This is a genomic window from Zoogloea sp. (assembly GCF_017302315.1).
GTDB lineage: Bacteria > Pseudomonadota > Gammaproteobacteria > Burkholderiales > Rhodocyclaceae > Zoogloea.
The window spans coordinates 14684-37573 of record NZ_JAFLDT010000042.1 but is presented as its reverse complement, the minus strand read 5'-3'; the positions used below and the strand labels follow the sequence as shown (position 1 = coordinate 37573).

The following is a 22890-nucleotide window of genomic DNA, read 5'->3' as shown; positions in this document are numbered from 1 at the left end:
CCGAGGCGCGGCGCACGTCGACATCGGTCACGCGCGAGAGCAGGTGCTTCTCGCCCTGTGCGATGCGCCAGGCGATGCGGTAGAGCAGGGCATGGCGCTGCGGGTCGCGATGGCAGAGCACTGCAGCGGCGAGTTCGAACAGCGCGGTGGGCACCTGCGGCGCGGGACGGAGCGCGGCGGCAGTGGCGAGATCCGGCGCGGCCAGCAGCGTCGCCTGCGCATCGCCGTCCCAGTCGATGTCTTCCGGCGCGATGCCTGCGCACAGCCCGGCGCGGGCGAGTCTGCGCCAGGCACCGAGATCCCAGCCGGGTTCGACTTCGGCGCGGAAGCGATTCATCGGCTGCCGTCCATCACGCGAACAGATCCTGCTGGCGCGGCTTCGGTGCGAGCTGCGCGCGCAGCGAGGCGGGGTCGTCGAGACGCTTGCGCGGATGGTGGTCGGGCAGCTGGATGAAGGGCAACATCTTCTGCAGCGGCGCGCGCAGCCGCGCCATGTCCTCCAGGCGCAGGCGGCCGTGGCGGCGCGCGATGAGGATGCGGTCGACGTTGCGCGTGCCCAGACCCGGCACGCGCAGCAGCATCTCGCGCGGCGCGGTGTTGAGGTTCACCGGGAATTTCTCCGGGTGACGCAGCGCCCAGGCCAGCTTGGGATCGATGTCGAGGTCGAGCATGCCGCTGCCGCCGGCCTTGGCGTCGGGGGCGATCTCCTCGACGCCGAATTCATAGAAGCGCAGCAGCCAGTCGGCCTGGTAGAGCCGGTGCTCGCGCAGCAGCGGCGGCGGCTTCACCGGCAGGGACGACGACGCGTCCGGAATCGGACTGAAGCCGGAGTAGTACACGCGACGCATGCGGAAATCGCCGTACAGACCGCTGGAGGTGAGCAGGATGCTGCGGTCGTCGGCATCGTCGGCGCCGACGATCATCTGCGTGCTCTGTCCGGCCGGTGCGTAGCGCGGCGGACGGCGCCGCTTCGGCGAAGCGTTGCTGGTCGTCGCCGGCTTGCGCGCCTGCAGCGTTTCCTCGATCTTCGCCGAGACCGTGCCCATCGCCGCGCGGATGCCGGGCAGCTGCTTTTCCGGCGCCAGTTTCTTGAGCCCGGCTTCGGTCGGCAGCTCGATGTTGATGCTCAGGCGGTCGGCATAGCGACCGGCCAGCGCCAGCAGCTCGGGCGAGGCCTCGGGGATCGTCTTCAGGTGGATGTAGCCGGCGAAGCGATGGTCCTCGCGCAGGCTGCGCGCGACCTCGACCAGCTGCTCCATCGTGTAGTCGCCGTTGCGGATGATGCCGCTGGAGAGGAACAGCCCCTCGATGTAGTTGCGCTTGTAGAAATCGAGCGTGAGCTGCACCACTTCGTCCGGCGTGAATCGCGCCCGCGGCACGTTGCTGCTGGCGCGATTGATGCAGTACGCGCAGTCGTAGATGCAGAAGTTCGTCAGCAGGATCTTCAGCAGCGACACGCAGCGCCCGTCGGGCGTGTACGAATGGCAGATGCCCATGCCTTCGGTGCTGCCGATGCCGCCGGACTTCAGCGAATTGCGGCCGCCGGCGCCGCTGGAGGCGCAGGAGGCGTCGTACTTGGCGGCGTCGGCCAGGACGGCCAGTTTGCGGGACAGCTGCATGGGCGGATTGTGCCGTGCCCGCCGTCTCGTCGCATGAGACGGGCCGCGGAAAAGGTCACGCTTTGCACGATCGGGCGGGAACGTGCGCCATGACTTCGGGCCGGTGCGCGGACGGGGGCGGCAATGGCAGGGTGAGGCCTCGTCCACGGAGACCCCCATGCGCCTGCCTGCCCTGCTCATCCTCGCGCTCGCCGCCGCCGGCTGCTCGCATGCGCCCGTTCGCGATGCACAGGTGGTGCGCGCTGCGCTGGCCTCGCCCGCGCGCAGCGCCGACGACCGCACCCGCGACCTGCGCGACCATCCCGATGCGGTGCTCGGTCTCGCGGGCTTCCGTCGCGGCGATACCGTGGCCGACGTGTTCGGTGGAGGCGGCTACTACAGCGAGATCCTGTCAGAGGTGGTCGGTCCCGAGGGCAGGGTGCTGCTGGTCAACAACCCGCCGTACGCGGCGTTCGCCAAGGACGCGCTCGCCACCCGCTTCGCCGACGGCCGGCTGCCCAACGTGCGCCGCTCGGTGGTGCCGAACGAGGCGCTCGGCCTCGGCAGGAATGCGCTCGACGGCGCGCTGATCGTGATGTCCTACCACGACCTGTACTACGTCGATCCCGCGCAGGGCTGGCCGGCGGTGGATGCCGGCCAGTTCATCGACCAGATCGTCGCCGCGCTCAAGCCGGGGGGAAAGCTGCTGATCGTCGACCACGTGGCGCGCGAGGGCAGCGGCAGCGCCGATGCGCAGATGTTGCATCGCATCGACGAAACGTTCGCCGTCCGCGATTTCAAGGCGCATGGCCTGGACTTCGTCGGCAGCATCGCGGTGCTGCGCAATCCCGACGACGACCGAACGAAGAACGTGTTCGACCCGACGATACGCGGCAAGACCGACCGCTTCGTGCACCTGTACCGCAAGCCCTGAATGACGCCGGGCTTCGCGGTCACTCGCCGTCCACGCCGGCCAGGTCAAGCACCCATTTCGGTACCTCAGGCTCGCCGGCGTAGAACGTCTTCGGCTTCTGTTCGGCCATCGCCCAGCGGTGCAGCCAGCTCGGGCCGTAACGGCCGTGGTAGCCGTCGGGCCGCGCATAGGCGGGATCGCGCATCGCCTCGTCGAGCGTGACGAAGCGGTAGCCGCGGCGGCGGATGCCGGCGACCAACTCGGTGTAGGCAACCGAATTCAGCGTATTGGCGTGGATCAGCAGCACCTGCGGCAGCGCGTACCCGAGCAGCGCCTCCGACTGCCGCTCGTAGTAGTCGAGCTTGTTGAGCATGTAGGGCACGTAGCCCAGGCGCAGGCGTTCGAGCGTCGCCGTGCGCTCGGGCGTGTCGGGCTGGCCGTCGAGCACGCGCTCGTAGGCGAACGCCCAGACCCACTCGCCGTTGTCCACCGTCACCGGTGCGACGCGATAGCCGTGCTCGGCCAGGAAATCGATCACCGCCCGCTTGTCGGCATCGGTCTGCCCGGCGCGCAGGTAGGGATGGCGGAACCAGCGCGGGGCGTCGCCGCGTTCGACCAGCAGCGGGCGCAGCACGCGCTCGCCCTTCACGATCGCGTCCTCGAAGGCGGGAATGCCGACCTCGTGCAGATCGACGTGCCCGTAAGTGTGGTTGCCCAGCGCGAAGCCGGCGTCGCGCCAGTCGCGCAGCATCGCGACCCGCGCCGGCTGCACGACGCCGTCGACCTCGAGTTTGTCCTCGTTGACGAAGCCGATCACCGGCACGCCGGCCTGCTTCAGCTGCGCGATCAGCGCTTCGTGCCGCGGCTGCAGGGCCTCGGGCGGCGTGACCGCGATCCGCTGCCACGGCAGATCGTCGATGGTGACGGCGATGCGGCGGTCGGGTTCGGCGGCGCCGGCGGTGCCAAGGAGGCCGAGTGCGACGAAGATGAAGCCGGTCAGGCTGAAGCGGCGCATGGCGTCTCCGGGGACATGGCGGTGGCGGCATCGTACCCCGCGCCTTTCCGGTCGACACCGGAACGACCCGATGTCGCGTGCACTAGCGTCGGAGCCGGCGCCGCGCGTGCAGGCCGGCGAGCGTTCCCGCGGGGACGAAAACGAGACACAGCAGCGCGAGCGACGACAGCAGCCGCGGACGTGCCGACGCGCGAAACACGGCGGCCGTGATCGAAAGCAGCAGCGCGCCGGCGGCAAAATAAAGCACGAGTACGGCCATGAGCCCCCATTTGCCGAAGGCATGGATCAGGAGGCCGCCCTAGGACAGGTACACGCTGTCGACGAAGGTCTTTTCGTGCCACTGCATGGACCAGTCGCGCGCCAGCCAGGTGCCGACGAGTACCGCGCCCGCGAATTCGAGCACCGCGGCGAGCAGGAACACCCGTGCGCAGAGGCGACGTGGCCGGCGCGCGGCATCCGTTTCGGGTGTCGGAGGCGTCGCAGGCAGCGGCGGCGGTTGCGTCATCGTCGAAAGCCCATCGGAAAGCCTTTCGGACATCCCTTTGGAAACCGGCCGTCAGAGCGGCGGGATGTCCTTCTCGTCCGTCGGGAAGCCGAACGACTTGCGCATCGTGCGGAGGCTCGCCGGCATCGGCGGGCGGGCGATGCCGCGGTCGCGCAGCCAGTGCTGGCACTTGCGCTGCCATTCGACCGTCTTCGGGCTGCCGGGATGCCAGTAGATGTTCTCGACGATGGGCATGCCGTCGACGTAGACCGGCTTGCCGTCCTTGCCGTACTTCACCCAGGCGAAGCCGTCGGCGGGCGCGTCCGGCTGCGGCAGCGGCGTGCCCTTCGCATCGGTCGGCGCGGGCGCGGTGCCCTTGACCTTCTTGGTCGGGTCCGCGCCGTGCTGCAGCAGCCAGTAGGTCTGCTCGAAGCCGCCCCGGCCGGCGTACCACTCCAGCGGCGAGCCCGGGTAGAAGGACGGATCGTTCACCTTCGCGCCGCGTTCGACCAGCAGCTTCACGTTCTGCCACTGGTTCTGGTGCAGGAAGGCGACGAAGGTGAGCGGCTCGTCGTTGGTGTTGACGGTGTTCGGGTCGCCGCCGTGGTCGAGCAGCAGTTTCAGGTAGATCGGGTCGTCCGCCTGCGCCGCGTAGACCAGCGCGTTGTTGTAGCGGAACTTGTGGCTTTCGGTGCCATCGTCGTAGCGCTTGTCGATGCGCTCGGGACGGCGGGCGTTGGGGTCGGCGCCGTTCTCCAGCATCGCCTTCAGGCCTTCGGGATTCTCCGTGTAGACCGGCCAGGCGACCAACGGCATGCCCTGTCCGTTCTCGCCCTTGGCGAAGATCGTGTCCGGATCGACCTTCTCGTCGCGCATCAGTCGACGGACGGTGCCGGCATCGCCATGCTCGGCGGCGATCGCCAGATCCAGCGCCTTGCCGTCGAAATAGCGCTCGGCGGCGTGCTGTGAACGGCTGGCGTCGTTGGCCGCGGGCAGCGGGCCGAAGCAGGCGCAGAGGCCCAGGCTCAGGGCGATCGCGGCGGCCCAGCGTGGCGGCGCCCGGCGGACGACAGACGGGAACATGGCGGCATCGGTTCGGGGGATGCGGCCTTGATAGCAGAAAATCCGGGGGGACGGTATCGGCCGGCTTGTGGCGCGGCATGGGCTTTGCGAGGATGGTGAACCACGCGTTCAGGGAACAGAAGCCATGACCGAGCCCACCCGGGAGAGCGTCCGCGCCGAGCGCGAGGCACAGGACAAGCTGGTCTCCGACCTGCGCACCGCCGGCGAGACCGGCCGCGCCGACCGTCTGGCCGGCGGCTATCACGCCCAGCGCATGGCCGACCTCGCCGCTGACGTCTATGTCTCGGCCCGCGGCGAAGGCAAGCCGCCGGTGGGCTGGACGCGCGCCAGCGAGCATCCGGAGATGCTGCAGGCGCTGGCGCCCGGGCTCGACCGCCGGCAGATCGACAACATGCTGCATCCCGACGGCTCCGGCTACCGCGCCGAGATCTACCTCCCGGACAAATCGGTGCTCGGCGCCGACGCGAAGCCGGTGCTGGTCTTCAAGGGCTCGACCGGCGCGATCGTCGATCCGGCCGCGCCGGGCGGCAAGCGCGAGAGCGCGGCCGAGGACTTCCTGGCCAACAACGTCCCGCAGGGGCTGGGCCTGAAGACCGACTACTACGACCGCGCGATGGACGCCGCGAGCAGGCTGAAGGGCGTGCAGGGCTTCCAGTTCGAGATCGCCGGCCATTCGCTGGGCGGCGGCATGGCCTCGGCGGCCGGCGCGGTCACCGGCGTGGAGACGACCACGTTCAACGCCGCGGGCCTGCATCCGAACACCGCCAAGCGCTATGCCGACGAGCACGGCCTGCAGGTGTACGACACCAAGCGCAACGTCGATGCCTACCAGGTCGGTGGCGAGATGCTGACCGACGGCCAGACCGGCATCCAGAAGCTCGACGCGGCCCGCCGCGCCGAGGCCGGGCGACTGGCGAACGACGTCACCTCGCTGATGGCCCAGCCCGGTGCGCGCGAGTTCGTCGCCGGCAAACTGTCGGGGATGCTGCCGCCGGACGCGCAGAAGTCGGCGATGGGCGCGATCGACTACCTGTCGACCCATTCCGGCAATCAGGCGCTGAAGAATCTGCCGACCGCGGCCGGCGAACTGCAGCCGCTGCTCTCGCCCAAGACCCGCGACGAGCAGGGTCGGCTGGTCAATCGCCCCGACCAGATGGCGCTGAGCGAACTCGGCGCCTACGCCGGCCCGCTGACCGACGTGCTGAGCGCGACCGCGATGAGCGCGCGCGTCGGCCGCAACGTCGGCGAAGTGGTGAAGGTGCAGGGGCAGGCGACCGAGCAGGGGCTGCACGTCGTCGGCCAGGGCCTGAACTACACCGCGCAGCTGCACGGGCAGGCGAACGCCTTCGTCACCGGCACCACCGGCAAGGTCGTCAGCGGCACCGTGAGCGCCGGCGGCGAACTGACCGCGCAGGTGCGGCTGCAGGCCGGCAACGTGTCGGCCGGCATCGACCACGTACAGGGCAAGGTGCAGGAGTCGACGACGTCGTGGACCGCCAGCGCGATGCGCTGGCTGGCGAAGCCGCTGCCCGAGGGTGCGGAAAAATGGGTCGGCCAGCAGGCGCAGGGCATCGAGAGCTACGGCAAGCAGGCGATGCAGCACAACGAACAGGAAGCGCGCCAGGCGCAGACCGCCGCGCAGGGTCCAGCGGGAATCCATCTGCCAGGCCGCGCCCATGGCGAGGATGGTCTGGTCCTTGTAGTTCTGGGGCAGCAGGATGTTCAGGTCGCCGCCGGCATCAGCCACGAAGCCCACCTTGATGTCCTTCATCACGCTGGACCAGAAGACCCGCGACACATCCGCCGCCAGGGTGAGCTGATCGTTGACCCGATGGCTGACCCCCAGGTTGACCACGGCCGGCATCTGGAAGTCGCGGATGCGAATCTTGCCGCCCAGGGGAATCTGCCCCGCCACGCCGTCGATGGCCGTCAGGGTGGCCCGGCCTTCCATGTCACCCATGCGGCTGCGGCTCGTATAGGCGGCCCCCAGGCGTGTTGCCGGCGTCAGGGCGTAGGTCATGCCGATCCGCCCCGTATAGCCCCAGGCGTTGACGCCGCTGGCCAGGGGGGAGTTGCGGGTGAGGCTGAAGTGGGCGCCGCGCAGATCCGGCAGCCCGCCCAGCACCGGCAGCAGGGAGCCGGACACCCGCGACGCCCCGATCAGGCTGCCCACCTGGTCTGCGCCCAGCAGCAGGTTCAGGTTGAGGCCCTGCCACATGGCATCGACGCTGCCGCCGATGGTCAGGGCCTCCGACGCCCGGAAGCTTGCCGCCAGGGGGATGTTCAGCACCAGCAGGCGGCTGGAGTTCTCGAGGCCGGTGTCAATGCCGCCGGTGGCCCGGGACAGGAAGCTGCTGCGCCCGTACTCGGTGCCGAGGCCGCCCTGAGCAAAGGCACCAAGGCCGAAGGTCCATTCCCCCACGCGCCGGGTAAGGGCCGCCTGGGGCGCGTAATAGGGGCCACGGTTCTGGCTGTGATTGCCCGAATGGACGTGCTCACCGGTGCTCCGGTTGGTAACGTCGATATCGGTGGTGACCAGATCGAGCCCGATCTGGGCGGTGTTGTCGGCGGGCATCAGCGACAGGGTGGCCGGGTTGGTCATCATGCCGGCCGCCCCCACGTCCAGGGCCGTGGCTACGCCCCCCATCCCCCGGGAGATGGCGCCAAAGCCTTCCAGCCGGAAGACATCGGTGGCGTGGGCCGTACCACCGGCCGCGGCGATGGCCACAGCCAGCGTCGCGATCCGCAGCCCGCGCGGTGAATGTTGTCCCTTCCCTTGTCTTGTTTTCATTCTTGTCTCCACATCCGTTCCTCGCGGAACCTCAAAAGAATCGATCGAAATGGATCTGCTCGAAAGGCACCCGGTGGTTCACCATCAGCATTTCCTGGAGGGCCTGGGTCATGGGCGGCGGGCCGGCAAAGTAGAACTCGTAGTCCGCCAGCGGTGCGGGCAGCGCCTCGGGCAGGCGGGTATGCACGAAGCCCGTGGCCCCCGCCCAGCCCCCCGCGCCCGGGGAGGAGACCACCGGGCAGTAGGTGATGCGCTCACCGAATCCCTCAAGCGCTGCCAGCATCGGCTCGCCGCACACGTCGCGGGGTTCCCGCGCGCCGTAGAAGAAATGCAGCCGCCGGTTGGCCAGCATGCCGGCCTCCGCCGCCCCCCGGGCGATGGAGATCATCGGCGCCAGGCCGGAGCCCCCCGCCACGCACACCAGCTCGCGGGGCGAATCGGTGCGCAGCCAGGCCACGCCATAGGGGCCATCCAGCCCCACCTCTGCCCCCGGCTGCAGACCGTCGAAGAGCACGCCGCTGCCCTGCCCGCCCTCAACCCGACGGATCTGGAAATGCCACTCTCCGGCCGCGTTGGGGGTGTTCGACAGGGAATAGGCGCGGGACGCCGCCACCCCGGGCAGATCGAGCATGGCGAACTGCCCGGGCAGAAAATCCGCCGGCCCTTCGGCCGTGAAGCGGAATTCCCGCAGGTCGTGGGTGATGTCGCTCACGCCGACAAGCACAGCCCGACGCCGCCGGGGCAGGATCCGGGGCACATACTCCGGGCCGGTCGCCAGCTTGATGGAGACATCGCCGAGGGCACGACACTGGCAGGCCAGGTGCCGGCCCCGGCGCCGGTCCCGCTCGCCCAGGCCGGGCGCGTCGGGCCACAGGGTCTCGACCTCGCCTGCGAGCAGCTCGAACTTGCAGCCGCCACAGCCCCCCGAGTTGCATTCGTAGGACAGGCCGATGCCGGCCCGCAGCCCGGCCCGCAGCAGGGTGTCGCCGGCTGGCTGGGTAAAGCGGCTGCCGTCCCGCTCGTTGTGGATTACTGGGTCACTCATGGTGTCTCTCCGGCGCCACTCCGCGGCCTTGATGACCGCGGCAAGGGCCTTCGGCAAAGGTCTCAGAGCCCCGCTCCGCGACGCAGGTCGCGGGTGGCTGCCTTGGCGGCCGCCGCGGCGTTGGGCACATCCGGCAAGGCACCGCAGTAGGCGTCGATGGCCTGGTCGGCCAGGGGCTCCCACTTGGCGATCCAGCCCTTGATGAGCTCCAGGTTCCCCGGGGTTTGCAAGGCCATGGCGACGAAGGCCGCAGTCCACCGGCGGTGGCGGGCGGCGTCGATCAGCTGGGCGTCGGTGATCAGGCCCAGCAGGGTGTCGCCGTTGTGGCGGCCGGCCTCACCCAGGCGACGCAATACGGCCTCCTCGACGGCCGGCTTGACCACCAGGCTGAGCACGACGATGGCCTCGCCCCAGTCCCACACGGTGAGCGTCCGCTCCATCAGCTCGCGGAAGCCCTGCCAGGCGGCGTCCTCTTCCCAGTAGCGCCGCTCGTCCTCGCCGAAGCCCTTGTCGGCGAAGGTGCGGGAGAGTTCCCGGGTGCGGTAGGCGGTGTGGCTGACCCAGCGCAGGCTGTCGGCCATCTGGAAGTAGTTGCAGTTGGTCAGGGTGCTGGCCGGCGACACCTGGCCCACATAGGCCGAGGTCATCTGCAGGGTGTGGAAGAGGTAGCGCGCCGGGGTATACAGGCGCGCCAGGGTGCCGGCCCAGCGGGGGTCGAGGGCCTTGTCGTGCTCGCGCTCGCTGAACTGGTCGAAGAGCCCGAAGACGTAGGTCTCCTGGCCATCCTGCATCAGGTTGTAGGTGCGATAGACCACCTCGTCCGGATCGCGGAAGGCGTTCCAGTCGGGATGCTTGAGGGCGGTGCCGAAGGTGTGCTTCTTGTACCACTCGTTCATGAACATGCCCGGGTCCAGCTCGTAGGGCGAGTTCGGGTCCCGGTCGTTGTAGTGCAGGTTGGTACTGACGATCTCGTACTCGCTCGGCTTACGGCGGCGGACGGCCAGGTGGCTCCAGGTCTTCTGGGGCTTCAGGACTTGAATTTCGGACATGGGTGTCTCCTCGTGTCGTTCTTGTGGTTTCCGGGGGGCGGATCAGAGCGTCTTGTTGAAGAAGAAGCGCACCGAGTCGTCACGGCTCTCGATCTGGCCGGCGAAGGAGCTCAGGTCCACCTCCAGATCATTCATGCGGAAGGGCCGCCCCAGCTCCTCTTCGATGGTGGCCCGGTTCAGGATCATTTCCTGCTCGGCGTGGATGCGGATGTAGGCCCGCTTGTCGTCCACGAAGATCTCCTTGCCCGGGTTGTCGGTGCGGGCGGCTTCGATGACGGCCTGGGCGAGATCGCCGGCACGCATCACCGGCCCCACCAGATTGTTGTGATAGGCCTGCCCGGATGCTGTAGTGCTCATGGGTGTTTCCTTGTCGGTGCCCGGGCGCGCTGGCGCCCGGTTTGAAATGGGGATCAGCTATGGGCGAAGAGAGGCTCGACACCCTCGGTACTGATGAGCACGTCCTCGCCTTCCACGCGGATCGGGTAGCAGGCCAGGGCACAGTCATCGGGGTTGATGCCCTTGCCGGTTCCGGCATCGAACTGCCACAAATGGGCGCGGCAGATCACCTTCTTGCCGTCGAACTTGCCTTCGGCCAGGGCGATGTCCTGGTGCGGGCAGATGCCCTGGAAGGCTTTGATCTCGCCCCCCTCGGCACAGACCAGCAGAACTTCGTGACCATTGACGGTGAAGGGGGCCATCTCGCCTTCCCACACGTCGTCGAGGGTGCATACCTTGGTGAAGCTCATGTTGCTCTCCCTTCTCAGGCGGTACCCGGCGCCTGCCAGACAATGTCCAGGGTCTCGGTGGGCCGGAAGCCGGCATCCGCCACCTTGAGCGTGCGGGGCAGCAGCTCGGTGGTACCGTGCAGCCGGACGCGCAGGATGTGGCCCGGGCGGTCGCGCACGCGGCGGCCGACGGAATGGACGGCGGCGGCGGCCGCCACCTCATCCATGGTGTTCTCCGTATCCACGGGCAGCAGTTGCAGAACGAAGTCGCCTTCGAAATTGGAGGTCAGGGGGAACAGGGCCATGACGGCAGTCTCCTTGTAGGGTGGTGCGCGGCCCGGCACCAAGGCCGGGCGGTACGACAGGAAGTGGATGCAACCAAGCGTGTGAAGAAACCGTGGCGAGCGGTCCGGGTTCGCTCCGAGAAGCGCAGGGGCGAAATCGGGCCGCGCAGCAGGTTTATTCGCGTGCGCTCAGCTGGCCTTGCGGGTCTCGCGGAGTGCGCGGTAGATCTCGGCCCAGGCGTAGTCGTGGGCGTCGTCGCCGATCTCGCCGGGGGCCAGGTTCATGTACTGCAGGGCGCCCTCCAGGTTCATGGGCTGGATCATCCCGGCCAGGAAGCGGTCGACGATGGAGAGGTGGCCGGCGTAGCGCTCGGGCTCCTGCTCGAAGACCCAGCGGTCCACCTCGGAGCCGAAGTGGTAGAGGCGACCCTTGTACTCCAGCGGGTAGTCCTTCACGTCCCAGCCCTTGCCCGGCACGCCCAGGATGGGCAGCTGGCACATGTTGCAAACGTAGGGCAGCGTCTCCGGGTAGGCCTTGGCCATGTTGCCGTCCACCACGTTGTCGATGAACACGTCCCAGCACTGGCCCCAGGTGTCGTTCCAGCCGGGGTACTTCTCTTCCAGCCAGGCGCGCTCGTCAGGGGTGACGCCGGCGGCCGGGTTCCACCACAGGGTCGGGCGCCAATAGTAGGAGCCCAGGTGCATGCCGTGGTGGGTCTGGGCGATGTCCTTCAGGAAGATGTCCCAGTACCAGGGCAGGTCCAGGCCCATGTCGGTGAGGGCGCGCTCGAACTGGGCGACGATCCACTCCTCCATGAACTCCTTGAAGGACTGCTTGCGGTGCGCCAGGGGGGTGTAATAGTCCATGATCGGACCGGTGAGCACCGAGAACAGCTTCCAGGCGCCCCACACGGCAATGTCCACGCGCTTCTGGGCTTCGGCCTTGTGGCCGTTCTCGATCAGCACCTTGAGGGCAGGGCCGCCGATCTGGGCGTGGCGCGACTCATCGGTCTGGATGCTGGAGATCAGGTTGGCGAAGGTGTGGTCCCCCGCCTCCGCCGCATCCGCCGCCAGGCCCAGGAACTGCATGTTGGTGAAGCCGGTTTCGAAGCTGAAGGTCAGCATGATGGAGACGCTGATGGCGTCCCGGGTCATCATGATGTCGTCGAAAAAATGGCGGGCCGCGATCATCGCCCACTCATTGGTGTCGTAGGCCTTGAAGGCCCAGTCCATCTGCCGGTCCTTGGACACGTGCTCGTGGGGGAAATAGAGCTGCATCTGGCCGTGACGGATCTCGTCCATGCAGCCCAGCGTCGACATGTTGCGCATGCCCGGCGCCTTCGAGAAACGCATCATCCGCGCCTCGGCGCTGGCCGCCGCATATTCGCCCCGGGCAATGGCGCCGTAGTGGGCCTTCATCACCGACTTCCAGCCCGGATCGGCGTTCTCGAAAATCCGGCTGCGCTCCAGGGCCGCCTTCACCGAATAGGCCCCGGCGTCCTTCTCGCGTTGGACTTTCACGTATTCGGGATAGGTCTGCTTGTAGGGCTCGTCGTAGCTTTCCCAGGCACTCAGGGGCAATCCGAATTCGCCCGACAGCTTGGGCGGAAACAGTTCGTCCTCGGTAACGTACTTGGGTGTCCAGTTGGTGGATCGGGCCAGGTCATACCAGTCCATCCGATTGAGTACAGCCATTGATGTCTCCTTCATAACGGGATGCAGGAGCCCTGCAGCTCCCCCTCGCGCCCGACCACTCATTGGCAGCCGGATCGGCCGGTTGAAGGCAGTGGGCATTTCAACCGTGCAGGGGAAAGTTATAAGGAAACGAAGGGGGGCGATATTAGACGATGGTTTAGGTGCTTTGCAGCAAATGCCATTGGGGCGCACCCCTTAGAGCACCTGCTCTACAATCCCTCCCCATAGCCCCCCGATGGCCCTTTGCCCCTGCCCAGCCGACTGCCGCCATGAGCACGCCCGTTTCCGGCCCTTCCGCCGACCCAGCCCCCGCGTCCGGCGACCTTGGGGAGCTGGCGTGGATAGAGGTGATCCAGAAGATGGATCAGGTTTACAGTGACCTGCTCGAGCATGAAGTGGCGCTCGAGGAAAAGAACCGGGCGCTTGAGGAGTCCCACCAGTTCATCGAGAGTGTTCTCGCCTCGATCTCCGACCTCCTCATCGTGTGCGACCGCAACGGCACCATCCAGGAGGTCAACTCGTCGCTGGAACGCTTTACCGGCAAGGCCTCGGCGCAGCTCCTCCGCACCCCGGTGTTCGATCTGTTTAGTGACAGCGACGAGACGGCGAAGGCCCGCGAGCTGCTGATCAGCCACGGCCAGGCCGGCGCCCATGATTGCGAGCTCCAGCTACGGGCCGGGAACGGTGCCCTGGTGCCGGTTTCGTTCAACTGGACGCCCCGCCTGTCCCGAACCGGAAAGCTCGTCGGCATGGTGGTCACCGGGCGCCCGGTTGGTGAGTTGCGCCGTGCCTATGAGGCCCTGCGCCAGGCCCACGATGATCTGAAACGCACCCAGAGCCAGCTTCTGCACGCCGAGAAGATGGTCTCCCTGGGCCGCCTGGTTGCGGGTGTGGCGCACGAGCTGAACAACCCCATCAGCTTCGTGCTCGGCAATGTGCTGTCCCTGCGGCGCTACACGACACGCCTCGACAAATACCTCGATGCGGTGCACGGCACGGCGGCGGCGGCCGATCCGGGCCTGGCGGCATTGCGGGCCGAGCTGGGTATCGACGCCATCAAGCGCGATCTCCAGCCCCTGATCGACGGCATGATCGAAGGCGCTGAGCGCACCCGGGACATCGTCGATGCCCTGAAGCGTTTCTCGGCCGTCGACAAGGCGGCGCGGGACTCGGTCGATCTGGCCGACGTGATCCGGCGCTCGGTGCGCTGGGTGGTGCAGAGTGCGCCGACCCGCTTCCAGGTGTCCCATGATCTGCCACCAGGATTGTTCTGCCAGGGCTCATCGGGGCAACTGCAGCAGGTGGTGATGAACCTGATCCAGAACGCCTGCGATGCCACCGCCACCACCCCGCAGCCCAGCCTGCACATTGCCGGCATGGTGAGCGACCGCTGGCTGACCATCATCTTCCGCGACAACGGCCCCGGCATCGCCAGCGAACACATGGCGCACCTCTTCGAGCCCTTCTTCACCACCAAGCCGGTCGGCCAGGGCACCGGGCTCGGGCTTTCCATCAGCTACGGCATCGTCGAGCGCCACGGGGGCCAGCTCACCGCCCACAACCATCCGGACGGGGGCGCGGTGTTCACCCTGACGCTTCCCGTCAGGAGCCACTGAGCCCACCCTTTCGGGCGGGGTGCGCCGCCCCGAAGGTGCAAGGCACCTTGCCACTCCTGCCATGGAGATCGGCAAGCAGGCTTCCACCGCCCGCCTCCATGCCCACCCGCCACCCAGTGCAAGCCCATGATTTTCAAAGGGCTGCGACCTGGCGTGGCCCATGGCACGGCCGTTGCTCATTCCACCCTCGACTTGACGCCAGAACAACGAGGGGGAACCACCCGTGACCGAAACCTTTTATGAAGTGCTGCGGCGCCAGGGCATCACCCGGCGCAGCTTCCTGAAATTCTGCAGTCTCACGGCCACGTCCCTCGGACTGGGCAGCGCCGCGGCACCGCGCATCGCCCATGCGCTGGAGACCAAGGCGCGCACGCCGGTGATCTGGCTGCATGGCCTGGAGTGCACCTGCTGCTCCGAGTCCTTCATCCGCTCGGCCCATCCCCTGACCAAGGATGTGGTGCTGTCGATGCTGTCCCTCGACTACGACGACACCCTGATGGCCGCCGCCGGTCACCAGGCGGAAGCCATCATTGAAGAGGTCAAGAAGAAGTACAAGGGCAACTACATTGTTGCCGTCGAGGGCAACCCGCCCCTCAACGAGGACGGCATGTTCTGCATCCACGGTGGCCGCCCCTTTGTCGAAGTGCTCAAGGAAACCTGTGCCGATGCCAAGGCGGTGATTTCCTGGGGTGCCTGCGCCTCGTATGGCTGCGTGCAGGCTGCCAAGCCCAACCCGACCCGGGCCACGCCGGTGCACAAGGTGATCTCCGGCAAACCCATCATCAACGTGCCGGGCTGTCCGCCCATCGCCGAGGTCATGACAGGGGTCGTCACCTACATGCTCACCTTCGACCGCATTCCCGAGCTTGACCGGCAAGGGCGGCCGAAGATGTTCTACGGTCAGCGCATCCACGACAAATGCTATCGGCGCGGCCACTTTGACGCGGGCCAGTTCGTCGAACAATGGGACGACGAAGCGGCCCGCAAGGGCTATTGCCTTTACAAGATGGGCTGCAAGGGCCCCACCACCTACAACGCCTGCTCGTCCATGCGCTGGAATGGTGGCGTGAGCTGGCCGGTCCAGTCCGGCCACGGCTGCATCGGTTGTTCGGAAGAAGGCTTCTGGGACAAGGGCAGCTTCTATGACCGGGTGACCAACATCCATCAGTTCGGCGTCGAATCCAATGCCGACACCATCGGCAAGGCAGCGGCCGGCACCGTCGGGGCGGCCGTGGCGGCCCATGCGGCCGTGACCGCCCTCGCACGCGCACGCCGCAAGGCCGGCGAAACCGAACACGCAGGAGAAAAGTGAATGGCCGCCTATGAAACCCAGGGCTTCAAGCTCGACAACTCCGGCAAGCGGGTCGTCGTTGACCCGGTCTGCCGCATCGAAGGCCACCTGCGCGTGGAAGTGAACCTCGATGACAAGAACATCATTCGCAATGCCGTCTCCACCGGCACCATGTGGCGCGGCCTCGAGGTCATCCTCAAGGGGCGCGACCCCCGCGACGCCTGGGCCTTCACCGAGCGCATCTGCGGCGTGTGCACCGGCACCCATGCCCTGACCTCGGTGCGCGCCGTCGAGGACGCCCTGAACATCCAGATCCCGGAAAATGCCAACACCATCCGGAACCTGATGCAGCTCAACCTCTACATTCACGATCACCTGGTGCATTTCTACCATCTGCACGCGCTGGACTGGGTGGATGTGGTGTCGACCCTGAAGGCAGACCCGAAGAAGACGTCGGAGCTGGCCCAGAGCATTTCCTCCTGGCCCCTGTCCTCGCCCGGCTACTTCCGTGACGTGCAGAACCGCCTCAAGAAGTTCGTCGAATCGGGCCAGCTGGGCCCCTTCATGAATGGCTACTGGGGCAACCCGGCCTACAAGCTGCCACCCGAGGCCAATCTGATGGCGGTGGCCCATTACCTGGAAGCCCTCGACTTCCAGAAGGAGCTGGTCAAGGTCCATACCATCTTCGGGGGCAAGAATCCCCACCCCAACTGGCTGGTGGGCGGCGTTCCCTGTGCCATCAACCTGGAGGGCACGGGGGCCGTGGGTGCGGTCAACATGGAGCGCCTGAACCTGGTCAAGAGCATCATCGACCGGGCCACCGAGTTCGTGGAACAGGTCTATATCCCCGATCTGCTTGCCATCGGCTCCTTCTACAAGGGCTGGCTGTACGGCGGCGGCCTGTCGTCGAAGAACCTGCTCTCCTATGGCGACATCCCCCAGAAGGCCAACGACTACTCGTCGGCCAACCTGCTGCTGCCGCGGGGCGCCATCATCAACGGCAAGCTCGATGAGATCCATCCGGTGGACCTGAAGGATCCGGAGCAGGTGCAGGAGTTCGTCGCCCACTCCTGGTACAAGTACCCGGACGAAACCAAGGGCCTGCACCCCTTCGACGGCGTCACCGAGCCGAACTTCGTGCTCGGCCCCAACACCAAGGGCACCAAGACCAACATCAAGGAACTCGACGAAGGCGCCAAATACTCCTGGATCAAGGCCCCGCGCTGGCGCGGCCATGCCATGGAGGTGGGCTGCCTGTCGCGCATGGTGCTGGGCTATCTTCAGCCCAAGCAGTACCCGGAGATCCACGCGCTGGTGGATGGCGCCCTCAAGAAGCTCGACGTGCCGGTGAGCGCCCTGTTCTCGACCCTGGGGCGCACCGCGGCGCGGGGCCTGGAAACAGCCTACTGCGTCAAGCTGCAGAGCCAGCAGTTCGACAAACTGATCGCCAATCTCAAGGCGGGGGATCTGAACACCGCCAACATCGAGAAATGGGAGCCCTCCACCTGGCCGAAGGAGGCCAAGGGCGCCGGGTTCACCGAAGCGCCGCGCGGAGCCCTGGGCCACTGGATCAAGATCAAGGACACCCGGATCGACAACTACCAGTGCGTCGTGCCCACCACCTGGAATGGCGGCCCCCGCGACCATAAGGGTCAGATCGGCGCCTTCGAGGCCTCGTTGATGGACACGCCCGTGGCCAAGGCCGACGAGCCGCTGGAGATCCTGCGCACCCTGCATTCCTTCGACCCCTGCCTGGCCTGCTCGACCCACGTGATGAGTCCCGACGGCCGGGAACTGTCGTCGGTCAAGGTGCGCTGAGCGCGCCGGACAGGCACCGCGCCATGATGCCCCTCACGCCCGCTACCCCCCTGGAGGCCTGAACATGCTGTCACAACAGGACATGCTGGAGGCCGAGCGGCTTGGTCGCTCGGTCAAGTCGATCTACGTCTATGAAGCACCGGTGCGCCTGTGGCACTGGGTCAATGCCCTGGCAATGGTGGTGCTGGCGGTGAGTGGCTACTTCATCGGCAAGCCGCTGCCGACCTTGCCGGGCGAAGCCTCCGACAACTTCCTGCTCGGCTACATCCGCTTTGCCCACTTCAGCGCGGCCTACATCTTTGCTGTCGGCCTGCTTGGCCGCCTCTATTGGGCCTTCGTCGGCAATCATCACGCGCGGCAGATCTTCATGCTGCCCATCGGCAACGGGCAGTGGTGGAGCGAGGTGTTCTTCGAACTGCGCTGGTATCTCTTTCTGGAAAAGACGCCCAAGAAGTACGTCGGCCACAACCCGATGGCCCAGCTGATGATGTTCTTCTTTTTCACGGTCCTGGCGGTGGGCATGGTGATCACCGGCTTTGCCCTGTACAGCGAAGGGGTCGGACTGGGCAGTTGGCAGGACCAGCTCTTCGGGTGGGTCATTCCCGCCGTGGGTGGCTCGATGCAGCTGCACAGCCTGCACCGCCTGGGTATGTGGATCATGATGACCTTTGTCCTGGTTCACGTGTATGCCGCCATCCGCGAGGACATCATGAGCCGACAGTCGCTCATCTCCACCATGATCTCCGGTTGGCGCATGTTCAAGGATTGATGATTTCCCTCCCCCGCAGCGTTGTATTGGCCCCGGGTCGCACGCCCATGCACCCGGGGCATTTTCTGGCCACGCGCTTCATGGCCCCCCTCGGGGTCAGCCAGGAAGCCCTGGCCGGCCTGCTTGCCATCTCGCGCCGCCGCGTCAACGAGCTGGTCCTCGGCAAACGCGGCATGACACCCGACACCGCGCTGCGCCTGGCCCTCTACTTCGGCCCCAGCGCCGAGTTCTGGATGGGCCTGCAGAATGCCTGGGATCTGCATCAGGCCCGCCGGCAATTTCGCGCCTCCATCGACGACAAGGGAAGCCGTGCCCGGTGATCACTCACCTTCCAGAACACACCCGAACCGGCAAGCCCCTTACCACCCCAAGATCGGGATGCCATTTTCATCCCCTTGAAGCACAAGGTTTTTCCGGACTGCCAGGGGCCATCGCAAAACTGGCACGGCTCTTGATGTGTAACTCCATCCGTTACAGAAAGCCCCCATCGTGACTTCCGCCTCCCCTCCCCGCGTCCTCATCCTCGGCATCGGCAACCTGCTGTGGGCCGACGAAGGCTTTGGGGTGCGCTGTGTCGAGGCCCTCAACGACGCCTGGCAGTTTCCGGAGCAGGTGAGCCTGATGGACGGCGGCACCCAGGGCCTCTACCTGCTGCCCTACGTCCAGGAGGCCGACTGCCTGCTCGTCTTCGACGCCGTCGATTACGGCGATCCCCCCGCCACCCTGCGGGAGGTGGTCGGCGACGCGGTACCGCGCTTCATGGGTGCCAAGAAGATGAGCCTGCACCAGACCGGCTTTCAGGAAGTCCTGATGGCCGCCGAGCTGACCGGCAAGCTGCCCCGCGAACTGGTGCTCATCGGCGTTCAGCCGGAGGAGCTGGAGGACTACGGCGGCAGCCTGCGCGAGGTGGTGAAGGGCCGCCTGCCCGATGCCCTTGCCCTTGGCCTGCGCTGGCTGGAACGCTGGGGCGCTGTCCCCGCCCCCCGCACGGTGGATGGCGAACGCATCAACCACGCCGCCCTGGATCTGCGCCCCTACGAGGACGGACGCCCGGATGCCAGCGTCGCCTGCCGGCTGGGCGATGCCCGTTTCCTCAACCTGGAGCAGGACTGAACATGTGTCTTGGCATTCCCATGCAGGTGATCGAATCCGGCCCCTACCGGGCACGCTGCCAAGGGCCGCACGGAGAAACACTCGTCGATCTGGCGCTAGTCGGCCCGCAGCCGGTCGGCACCTGGCTCATCACCTTTCTCGATGCAGCGCGCGAAGTGATAGACGAAGCCCGTGCCAACGCCATCAATCAGGCGCTCGCCGCCCTGGGCGCGGCCGAAAGCGGCATCACGGACCTGGACGCGTACTTCGCCGACCTGGTGGAGCGTGAGCCGCAACTCCCCGACTTCCTGCGAAAGGACTCCGCATGATTCCCCCCCTGAAGGCCGGCGCCAGCCCCCTGGACCGTCTCCGCCAGGGCATCGCCCGCATGGTCGAGCATCACGGCTTCCAGCCCGTGCTGCCCGAGGACACCGACGCCTTCTCGCCCCGCGGGCTGGTCGCCCTGCTGCTCACCGACGACCCCCAGCGCAACCCCGAGATCCTCGATGCCTGCGTGATCCTGCCCGAAGCCCTTCGCCCCTTTGCCGACACGGTCAGCCCGTGGGTAGCCGACGCCGCTGCCAGCGTGCCGTTGATGGCCCGCTACGGGGTCAGCCGCGCACCCGCGGTTGTCTTCCTGCGGGATGGCGCCTACCTGGGCAGCCTCAACGGCATCCGCGACTGGGCCGAATACCAGGCCGAAGTGGATCGCCTCCTGCACGGGCCGGCCCAACCCAGACCCATTGCCATCACGGTCGTCGCCGCCACCAACGGAGCCTGCGCATGAAGCCCTTTCCCATTCCCGTCGTCCCGGCAGGGGCCATCCTCGGCGACTTCGCCGGCATTCCCGGCCTGATCGGCCCCGGCACCCAGGGCGACGACGCCCCGTCCTACCTGCCCATGCCGCAGATGGACACCTTCTCGGCCCCGCGCATCCCCGAGAACGCCAGCCAGGACACCATCCATGCCGCCGCAGCCATCCTCGGCCCCTACCTGGAAACCCTGAGCATCGAGCGCTTTGCCCGGGCACCGGCCGCCCGCCTTGATCTGGGCGGCCTCGAAGCCGGCGTGCTCGAAGTCATCACCCAGTCTCTCGGCTACGGCGAGGTCAGCGCCTTCACCGTTGCACCCGAACACTGGCGTGTCCAGGAGACCGCCTTCGCCGGCCTGTGGCGGATCCTGCGCCTGGATGCGGAACAACGCATCGTGGCCGACACCCTTGAAGCCAGCCCGATTCCGGCGCTTCTGGCCGATCTCATGCGCACCACCGGTGCCACGCAACTGGCGCCCCCCCACTACCCCGAGGGGGTGATGAACGCCGAAGCGCTGGTGGAGGAGCTGCGCGCCCAGGCCGCCCGCTGGCGACCGGGTCAGATGGCCCACGTGATCAACCTGACGCTGTTGCCCGTCACCGACACCGACCTCGACACCCTCTACGGCTGGCTCGGCCATCGGGAGGTGTCCCTGCTGTCACGGGGCTATGGCAATTGCCGGATCACCAGCACGCGCCTGAAGAACGTGTGGTGGGTGCAGTACTTCAACAGCATGGACACCCTGATCCTCAACACCATCGAGGTCACCGACATGCCGGAGGTGGCCCTCGCCGCCCCCGAGGACTTCGCGGACTCCCTCGAACGCCTGGGCGAGTACCTTGCCCTGATGATGGAGCCGGCCTGATGTCGGGCGACGTTTCCTCCTTCTTCGGCAGCCGCGACGCGCTCCCGCCCGACGCCCGACTGGAGTGCGGCATCTGCTGGTGGGTCTACGATCCCGCCGACGGCGATGCCCTGGGCAACATCCCGCCCGGCGTGCCCTTCTCGGCGCTGCCGGCCCATTGGGTCTGCCCGGGCTGCGAAGCCGGCCAGCACAAATTCATGCGGGTCACGGACTGAATCACCCCATGTCCGTTCCCTCGCCCGCCGCCCGCCTGGAAGCCGCCTTCCGCGCCATCGCCACGGGCCGCATGGCCGGCCTGCCCCTTTGCAACCCGGAGCTTGGCGTGGAGGCCGTCGACTTCCGGCGCACCCCGACGGGACACTGGGCCGGCGCCCTGATCACGCCCTGGGGAATCAATCTCCTCTGCCTGCCCGACGGCGAAGCCCCCTGGCCAAGGGCCGGCGCTGACGGCAAGTGCCTGTGGCGCTTCCCCTCCGGCGACTATGAATTCACCCGCGCGAGCGAAGACAGCCTGGGCGAATTCCACCTGTGCTCGCTGTTTTCTCCGGCCCTCGAGTTCGGCAGCCACGACGAAGCCCGCCAGGTCGCCCGGGCAGCCGTCACCGCCCTGTTTGAGGCGCCGGCTGCCCGTGAGGAACCAGCCCGGGCCCCGGGACGCCGCCGCTTCCTCGGGCTCGGGGCATGAAGGCCGGACGGCTCAAGGTTACCGGGCGCTTTGTCGACGGTTACGTCACGGGCCTCAGCGCCTGCCTCGAACGCCCCCCCGCCACACGCCTGTTCATCGGCCAGCCCCCCGAGCGCGTTCTCGCCACCCTGCCGCTGATCTTCAGCCTGTGCGGCCAGGCCCATGCGCTGGCCGCCCGACACGCCCTGGCGGCGGCCCGCGGTGAGGCCCCACCTGCGATGGACGCCCGCCCCCTGTGGGCGGAGAGCCTGCACGAACGCCTGTGGCGCCTGCTGCTCGACTGGCCGGTCGCCCTCGGCCTGGCGCCGGCGACCGATGCTTTCAGGCGCTGGCGCGCGGCCCGCACGGGAGCGGATCTCGCCGCCGCCACGGAGGGCCTGTTTGCCGAGATCCTGATCGGCCCCCATTCCGACCGTGGCGCCCCGCCCTCCCCAGACAGCATCGCCGGCCGTTGCCTGGCTCGCCTGGGCGCAGCCCCCGCCAGCCCGCCGCCCATCCTGGACGCCGACGCCTGGCTGGCGGCCTGCCTCGACAAGCCCTCCGCCACCGTCACCCTCACCCCCCCGTCGGCCGCAGCCGCCTACCAGGCGCTGCTTGCCGCTGCCCGACGTGACCTGGACGCCCTTCGGCAAGCGGCCCCCTACCCGGTCGCCGCCCGCGCACAAGCCAGCTTTGGTGCGGCCCAGACCCTCACCGCCCGTGGCCTCCTCGGCCACGGAATGCGCCTGGAGTGCGGCCTCATCCGCGACTACCATATACGGGCACCGACCGATGCGCACTTTGCCGACGCCGGCTGCCTGACACGCGTGCTCGGCGCGGCGCCCTTCGCCGACCCCGCAGCGGCCCGGCGAGCCCTTGCGCTGGCCATCCTGGCCCTCGACCCCTGCGTGCCCCATGAACTGGAGTTGACCGATGCATGAGATGTCCCTCGCCGAAGGCGTCCTCCAGATCATCGAGGAGACGGCACGCCGGGAAGGCGCCCGGCGGGTCAAGCAGGTGGTCCTGGAAATCGGCCGGCTGTCTTCGGTGGAGCCATCCGCCCTCGCCTTCTGCTTCGACGTGGTCACCCGCGGCAGTGTGGCGGAGGGTGCGGAACTGGTCATTGACGAGATACAGGGCAGTGGCTGGTGCATGCCCTGTGGCAAGACGGTGGCCCTTGGCGAACGTTACGCACCCTGCCCCCACTGCGGCAGGTTCCAGATCCAGCCGACCGGCGGCACCGACATGCAGGTTCGCGAAATCGAGATTGAGTGAAAGAAC

At 67.5% G+C, this 22890-nt stretch carries 26 protein-coding genes and 1 pseudogene; 14 read left to right on the top strand and 13 right to left on the bottom strand.

Annotated elements, in window-relative coordinates; all coding sequences use genetic code 11:
- Both J0L98_RS13355 and J0L98_RS13350 read right to left on the bottom strand, forming a co-directional pair.
- On the bottom strand, window positions 1-337 hold a 337-nt coding region (locus J0L98_RS13355; protein ID WP_296412267.1), incomplete at its 3' end, for a hypothetical protein.
- Window positions 338-350: 13 nt separating this feature from the next.
- Window positions 351-1619: a putative DNA modification/repair radical SAM protein gene (locus tag J0L98_RS13350; RefSeq protein WP_296412266.1), complete on the bottom strand. Its 1269-nt coding sequence runs from the start codon at window positions 1617-1619 to the stop codon at window positions 351-353.
- Between the two features lie 157 nt (window positions 1620-1776).
- On the opposite strand from J0L98_RS13350, the gene J0L98_RS13345 reads away from it, so the two are divergent.
- On the top strand, window positions 1777-2532 hold the full coding sequence (locus J0L98_RS13345) for a hypothetical protein (protein WP_296412265.1): 756 nt from the start codon (window positions 1777-1779) through the stop codon (window positions 2530-2532).
- A 19-nt stretch (window positions 2533-2551) separates the two neighbouring features.
- Here the strand turns inward: J0L98_RS13345 and J0L98_RS13340 are convergent, their stop codons facing one another.
- The 11 genes and pseudogenes from J0L98_RS13340 to J0L98_RS13290 all read right to left on the bottom strand — a co-directional run bounded on the left by J0L98_RS13340 (window position 2552) and on the right by J0L98_RS13290 (window position 12682).
- Window positions 2552-3526 carry a polysaccharide deacetylase family protein gene (locus tag J0L98_RS13340; protein ID WP_296412264.1) on the bottom strand — a complete coding sequence of 325 codons (975 nt, stop codon included), beginning with the start codon at window positions 3524-3526 and terminating at the stop codon, window positions 2552-2554.
- An 82-nt stretch (window positions 3527-3608) separates the two neighbouring features.
- The gene (locus J0L98_RS13335) at window positions 3609-3785 is read right to left on the bottom strand and encodes a hypothetical protein (protein WP_296412263.1); all 177 of its coding nucleotides are present in this window, start codon (window positions 3783-3785) and stop codon (window positions 3609-3611) included.
- A gap of 39 nt (window positions 3786-3824) precedes the next feature.
- On the bottom strand, window positions 3825-4064 hold the full coding sequence (locus J0L98_RS13330) for a hypothetical protein (protein WP_296412262.1): 240 nt from the start codon (window positions 4062-4064) through the stop codon (window positions 3825-3827).
- A gap of 18 nt (window positions 4065-4082) precedes the next feature.
- Window positions 4083-5093: an ankyrin repeat domain-containing protein gene (locus J0L98_RS13325; RefSeq protein WP_296412261.1), complete on the bottom strand. Its 1011-nt coding sequence runs from the start codon at window positions 5091-5093 to the stop codon at window positions 4083-4085.
- Between the two features lie 1687 nt (window positions 5094-6780).
- Window positions 6781-7695: pseudogene (locus tag J0L98_RS13320) on the bottom strand (outer membrane protein transport protein); the annotation flags it as partial.
- A gap of 220 nt (window positions 7696-7915) precedes the next feature.
- Window positions 7916-8929 (bottom strand): 2Fe-2S iron-sulfur cluster-binding protein, encoded by a 1014-nt coding sequence (locus J0L98_RS13315; RefSeq protein ID WP_296412260.1) that lies wholly within the window; start codon window positions 8927-8929, stop codon window positions 7916-7918.
- Window positions 8930-8991: 62 nt separating this feature from the next.
- Window positions 8992-9978 carry an aromatic/alkene monooxygenase hydroxylase subunit beta gene (locus J0L98_RS13310; protein ID WP_296412259.1) on the bottom strand — a complete coding sequence of 329 codons (987 nt, stop codon included), beginning with the start codon at window positions 9976-9978 and terminating at the stop codon, window positions 8992-8994.
- Window positions 9979-10020: 42 nt separating this feature from the next.
- A complete protein-coding gene (locus J0L98_RS13305) occupies window positions 10021-10335 on the bottom strand; it encodes an MmoB/DmpM family protein (protein ID WP_296412258.1) in 315 nt (104 codons plus the stop codon).
- Between the two features lie 53 nt (window positions 10336-10388).
- Window positions 10389-10724, bottom strand: a complete 336-nt coding sequence (locus tag J0L98_RS13300; protein WP_296412257.1) for a Rieske 2Fe-2S domain-containing protein — start codon at window positions 10722-10724, stop codon at window positions 10389-10391.
- 14 nt (window positions 10725-10738) lie between these two features.
- Window positions 10739-11008 carry a toluene-4-monooxygenase system B family protein gene (locus J0L98_RS13295; RefSeq protein ID WP_296412256.1) on the bottom strand — a complete coding sequence of 90 codons (270 nt, stop codon included), beginning with the start codon at window positions 11006-11008 and terminating at the stop codon, window positions 10739-10741.
- 168 nt (window positions 11009-11176) lie between these two features.
- Window positions 11177-12682, bottom strand: a complete 1506-nt coding sequence (locus J0L98_RS13290; protein WP_296412255.1) for an aromatic/alkene/methane monooxygenase hydroxylase/oxygenase subunit alpha — start codon at window positions 12680-12682, stop codon at window positions 11177-11179.
- Between the two features lie 269 nt (window positions 12683-12951).
- On the opposite strand from J0L98_RS13290, the gene J0L98_RS13285 reads away from it, so the two are divergent.
- The 13 genes from J0L98_RS13285 to hypA all read left to right on the top strand — a co-directional run bounded on the left by J0L98_RS13285 (window position 12952) and on the right by hypA (window position 22884).
- Window positions 12952-14298 carry an ATP-binding protein gene (locus tag J0L98_RS13285; protein ID WP_296412254.1) on the top strand — a complete coding sequence of 449 codons (1347 nt, stop codon included), beginning with the start codon at window positions 12952-12954 and terminating at the stop codon, window positions 14296-14298.
- A 223-nt stretch (window positions 14299-14521) separates the two neighbouring features.
- On the top strand, window positions 14522-15610 hold the full coding sequence (locus J0L98_RS13280; protein WP_296412253.1) for a hydrogenase small subunit: 1089 nt from the start codon (window positions 14522-14524) through the stop codon (window positions 15608-15610).
- Window positions 15611-17407 (top strand): nickel-dependent hydrogenase large subunit, encoded by a 1797-nt coding sequence (locus tag J0L98_RS13275; RefSeq protein WP_296412252.1) that lies wholly within the window; start codon window positions 15611-15613, stop codon window positions 17405-17407. It begins immediately after the preceding gene.
- A 64-nt stretch (window positions 17408-17471) separates the two neighbouring features.
- A complete protein-coding gene (gene cybH, locus J0L98_RS13270; protein ID WP_296412251.1) occupies window positions 17472-18176 on the top strand; it encodes a Ni/Fe-hydrogenase, b-type cytochrome subunit in 705 nt (234 codons plus the stop codon).
- On the top strand, window positions 18176-18496 hold the full coding sequence (locus tag J0L98_RS13265; protein WP_296412250.1) for a HigA family addiction module antitoxin: 321 nt from the start codon (window positions 18176-18178) through the stop codon (window positions 18494-18496). Before cybH ends, J0L98_RS13265 begins: the two co-directional genes overlap by 1 nt.
- A 169-nt stretch (window positions 18497-18665) precedes the next feature.
- On the top strand, window positions 18666-19289 hold the full coding sequence (locus J0L98_RS13260; RefSeq protein WP_296412249.1) for a HyaD/HybD family hydrogenase maturation endopeptidase: 624 nt from the start codon (window positions 18666-18668) through the stop codon (window positions 19287-19289).
- Between the two features lie 2 nt (window positions 19290-19291).
- Complete coding sequence (gene hypC / locus J0L98_RS13255) at window positions 19292-19597, top strand: HypC/HybG/HupF family hydrogenase formation chaperone (RefSeq protein WP_296412248.1); 306 nt, start codon at window positions 19292-19294, stop codon at window positions 19595-19597.
- The gene (locus J0L98_RS13250; protein ID WP_296412247.1) at window positions 19594-20055 is read left to right on the top strand and encodes a hypothetical protein; all 462 of its coding nucleotides are present in this window, start codon (window positions 19594-19596) and stop codon (window positions 20053-20055) included. The genes hypC and J0L98_RS13250 overlap by 4 nt, the downstream gene beginning before the upstream one ends.
- The gene (locus tag J0L98_RS13245; RefSeq protein ID WP_296412246.1) at window positions 20052-20945 is read left to right on the top strand and encodes a hydrogenase expression/formation protein; all 894 of its coding nucleotides are present in this window, start codon (window positions 20052-20054) and stop codon (window positions 20943-20945) included. The genes J0L98_RS13250 and J0L98_RS13245 overlap by 4 nt, the downstream gene beginning before the upstream one ends.
- Window positions 20945-21160 carry a rubredoxin gene (locus tag J0L98_RS13240; protein WP_296412245.1) on the top strand — a complete coding sequence of 72 codons (216 nt, stop codon included), beginning with the start codon at window positions 20945-20947 and terminating at the stop codon, window positions 21158-21160. The genes J0L98_RS13245 and J0L98_RS13240 overlap by 1 nt, the downstream gene beginning before the upstream one ends.
- A gap of 8 nt (window positions 21161-21168) precedes the next feature.
- Entirely contained in the window at window positions 21169-21630 is a 462-nt protein-coding gene (hybE, locus tag J0L98_RS13235) for a [NiFe]-hydrogenase assembly chaperone HybE (RefSeq protein WP_296412244.1), read from the top strand.
- Complete coding sequence (locus tag J0L98_RS13230) at window positions 21627-22550, top strand: hypothetical protein (RefSeq protein ID WP_296412243.1); 924 nt, start codon at window positions 21627-21629, stop codon at window positions 22548-22550. The genes hybE and J0L98_RS13230 overlap by 4 nt, the downstream gene beginning before the upstream one ends.
- Entirely contained in the window at window positions 22543-22884 is a 342-nt protein-coding gene (gene hypA, locus J0L98_RS13225) for a hydrogenase maturation nickel metallochaperone HypA (RefSeq protein ID WP_296412242.1), read from the top strand. Before J0L98_RS13230 ends, hypA begins: the two co-directional genes overlap by 8 nt.
- Window positions 22885-22890 lie beyond the last annotated feature (6 nt).

Excerpts from the sequence above, each read along its gene's own strand:
- J0L98_RS13350 (WP_296412266.1), bottom strand. The coding sequence starts at position 1,619 with ATGCAGCTGTCCCGCAAACTGGCCGTCCTGGCCGACGCCGCCAAGTAC.
- J0L98_RS13345 (WP_296412265.1), top strand. The coding sequence starts at position 1,777 with ATGCGCCTGCCTGCCCTGCTCATCCTCGCGCTCGCCGCCGCCGGCTGC.
- J0L98_RS13340 (WP_296412264.1), bottom strand. The coding sequence starts at position 3,526 with ATGCGCCGCTTCAGCCTGACCGGCTTCATCTTCGTCGCACTCGGCCTC.
- J0L98_RS13335 (WP_296412263.1), bottom strand. The coding sequence starts at position 3,785 with ATGGCCGTACTCGTGCTTTATTTTGCCGCCGGCGCGCTGCTGCTTTCG.
- J0L98_RS13330 (WP_296412262.1), bottom strand. The coding sequence starts at position 4,064 with ATGTCCGAAAGGCTTTCCGATGGGCTTTCGACGATGACGCAACCGCCG.
- J0L98_RS13325 (WP_296412261.1), bottom strand. The coding sequence starts at position 5,093 with ATGTTCCCGTCTGTCGTCCGCCGGGCGCCGCCACGCTGGGCCGCCGCG.
- J0L98_RS13315 (WP_296412260.1), bottom strand. The coding sequence starts at position 8,929 with ATGAGTGACCCAGTAATCCACAACGAGCGGGACGGCAGCCGCTTTACC.
- J0L98_RS13310 (WP_296412259.1), bottom strand. The coding sequence starts at position 9,978 with ATGTCCGAAATTCAAGTCCTGAAGCCCCAGAAGACCTGGAGCCACCTG.
- J0L98_RS13305 (WP_296412258.1), bottom strand. The coding sequence starts at position 10,335 with ATGAGCACTACAGCATCCGGGCAGGCCTATCACAACAATCTGGTGGGG.
- J0L98_RS13300 (WP_296412257.1), bottom strand. The coding sequence starts at position 10,724 with ATGAGCTTCACCAAGGTATGCACCCTCGACGACGTGTGGGAAGGCGAG.
- J0L98_RS13295 (WP_296412256.1), bottom strand. The coding sequence starts at position 11,008 with ATGGCCCTGTTCCCCCTGACCTCCAATTTCGAAGGCGACTTCGTTCTG.
- J0L98_RS13290 (WP_296412255.1), bottom strand. The coding sequence starts at position 12,682 with ATGGCTGTACTCAATCGGATGGACTGGTATGACCTGGCCCGATCCACC.
- J0L98_RS13285 (WP_296412254.1), top strand. The coding sequence starts at position 12,952 with ATGAGCACGCCCGTTTCCGGCCCTTCCGCCGACCCAGCCCCCGCGTCC.
- J0L98_RS13275 (WP_296412252.1), top strand. The coding sequence starts at position 15,611 with ATGGCCGCCTATGAAACCCAGGGCTTCAAGCTCGACAACTCCGGCAAG.
- cybH (WP_296412251.1), top strand. The coding sequence starts at position 17,472 with ATGCTGTCACAACAGGACATGCTGGAGGCCGAGCGGCTTGGTCGCTCG.
- J0L98_RS13265 (WP_296412250.1), top strand. The coding sequence starts at position 18,176 with ATGATTTCCCTCCCCCGCAGCGTTGTATTGGCCCCGGGTCGCACGCCC.
- hypC (WP_296412248.1), top strand. The coding sequence starts at position 19,292 with ATGTGTCTTGGCATTCCCATGCAGGTGATCGAATCCGGCCCCTACCGG.
- J0L98_RS13250 (WP_296412247.1), top strand. The coding sequence starts at position 19,594 with ATGATTCCCCCCCTGAAGGCCGGCGCCAGCCCCCTGGACCGTCTCCGC.
- J0L98_RS13245 (WP_296412246.1), top strand. The coding sequence starts at position 20,052 with ATGAAGCCCTTTCCCATTCCCGTCGTCCCGGCAGGGGCCATCCTCGGC.
- J0L98_RS13240 (WP_296412245.1), top strand. The coding sequence starts at position 20,945 with ATGTCGGGCGACGTTTCCTCCTTCTTCGGCAGCCGCGACGCGCTCCCG.
- hybE (WP_296412244.1), top strand. The coding sequence starts at position 21,169 with ATGTCCGTTCCCTCGCCCGCCGCCCGCCTGGAAGCCGCCTTCCGCGCC.
- J0L98_RS13230 (WP_296412243.1), top strand. The coding sequence starts at position 21,627 with ATGAAGGCCGGACGGCTCAAGGTTACCGGGCGCTTTGTCGACGGTTAC.
- hypA (WP_296412242.1), top strand. The coding sequence starts at position 22,543 with ATGCATGAGATGTCCCTCGCCGAAGGCGTCCTCCAGATCATCGAGGAG.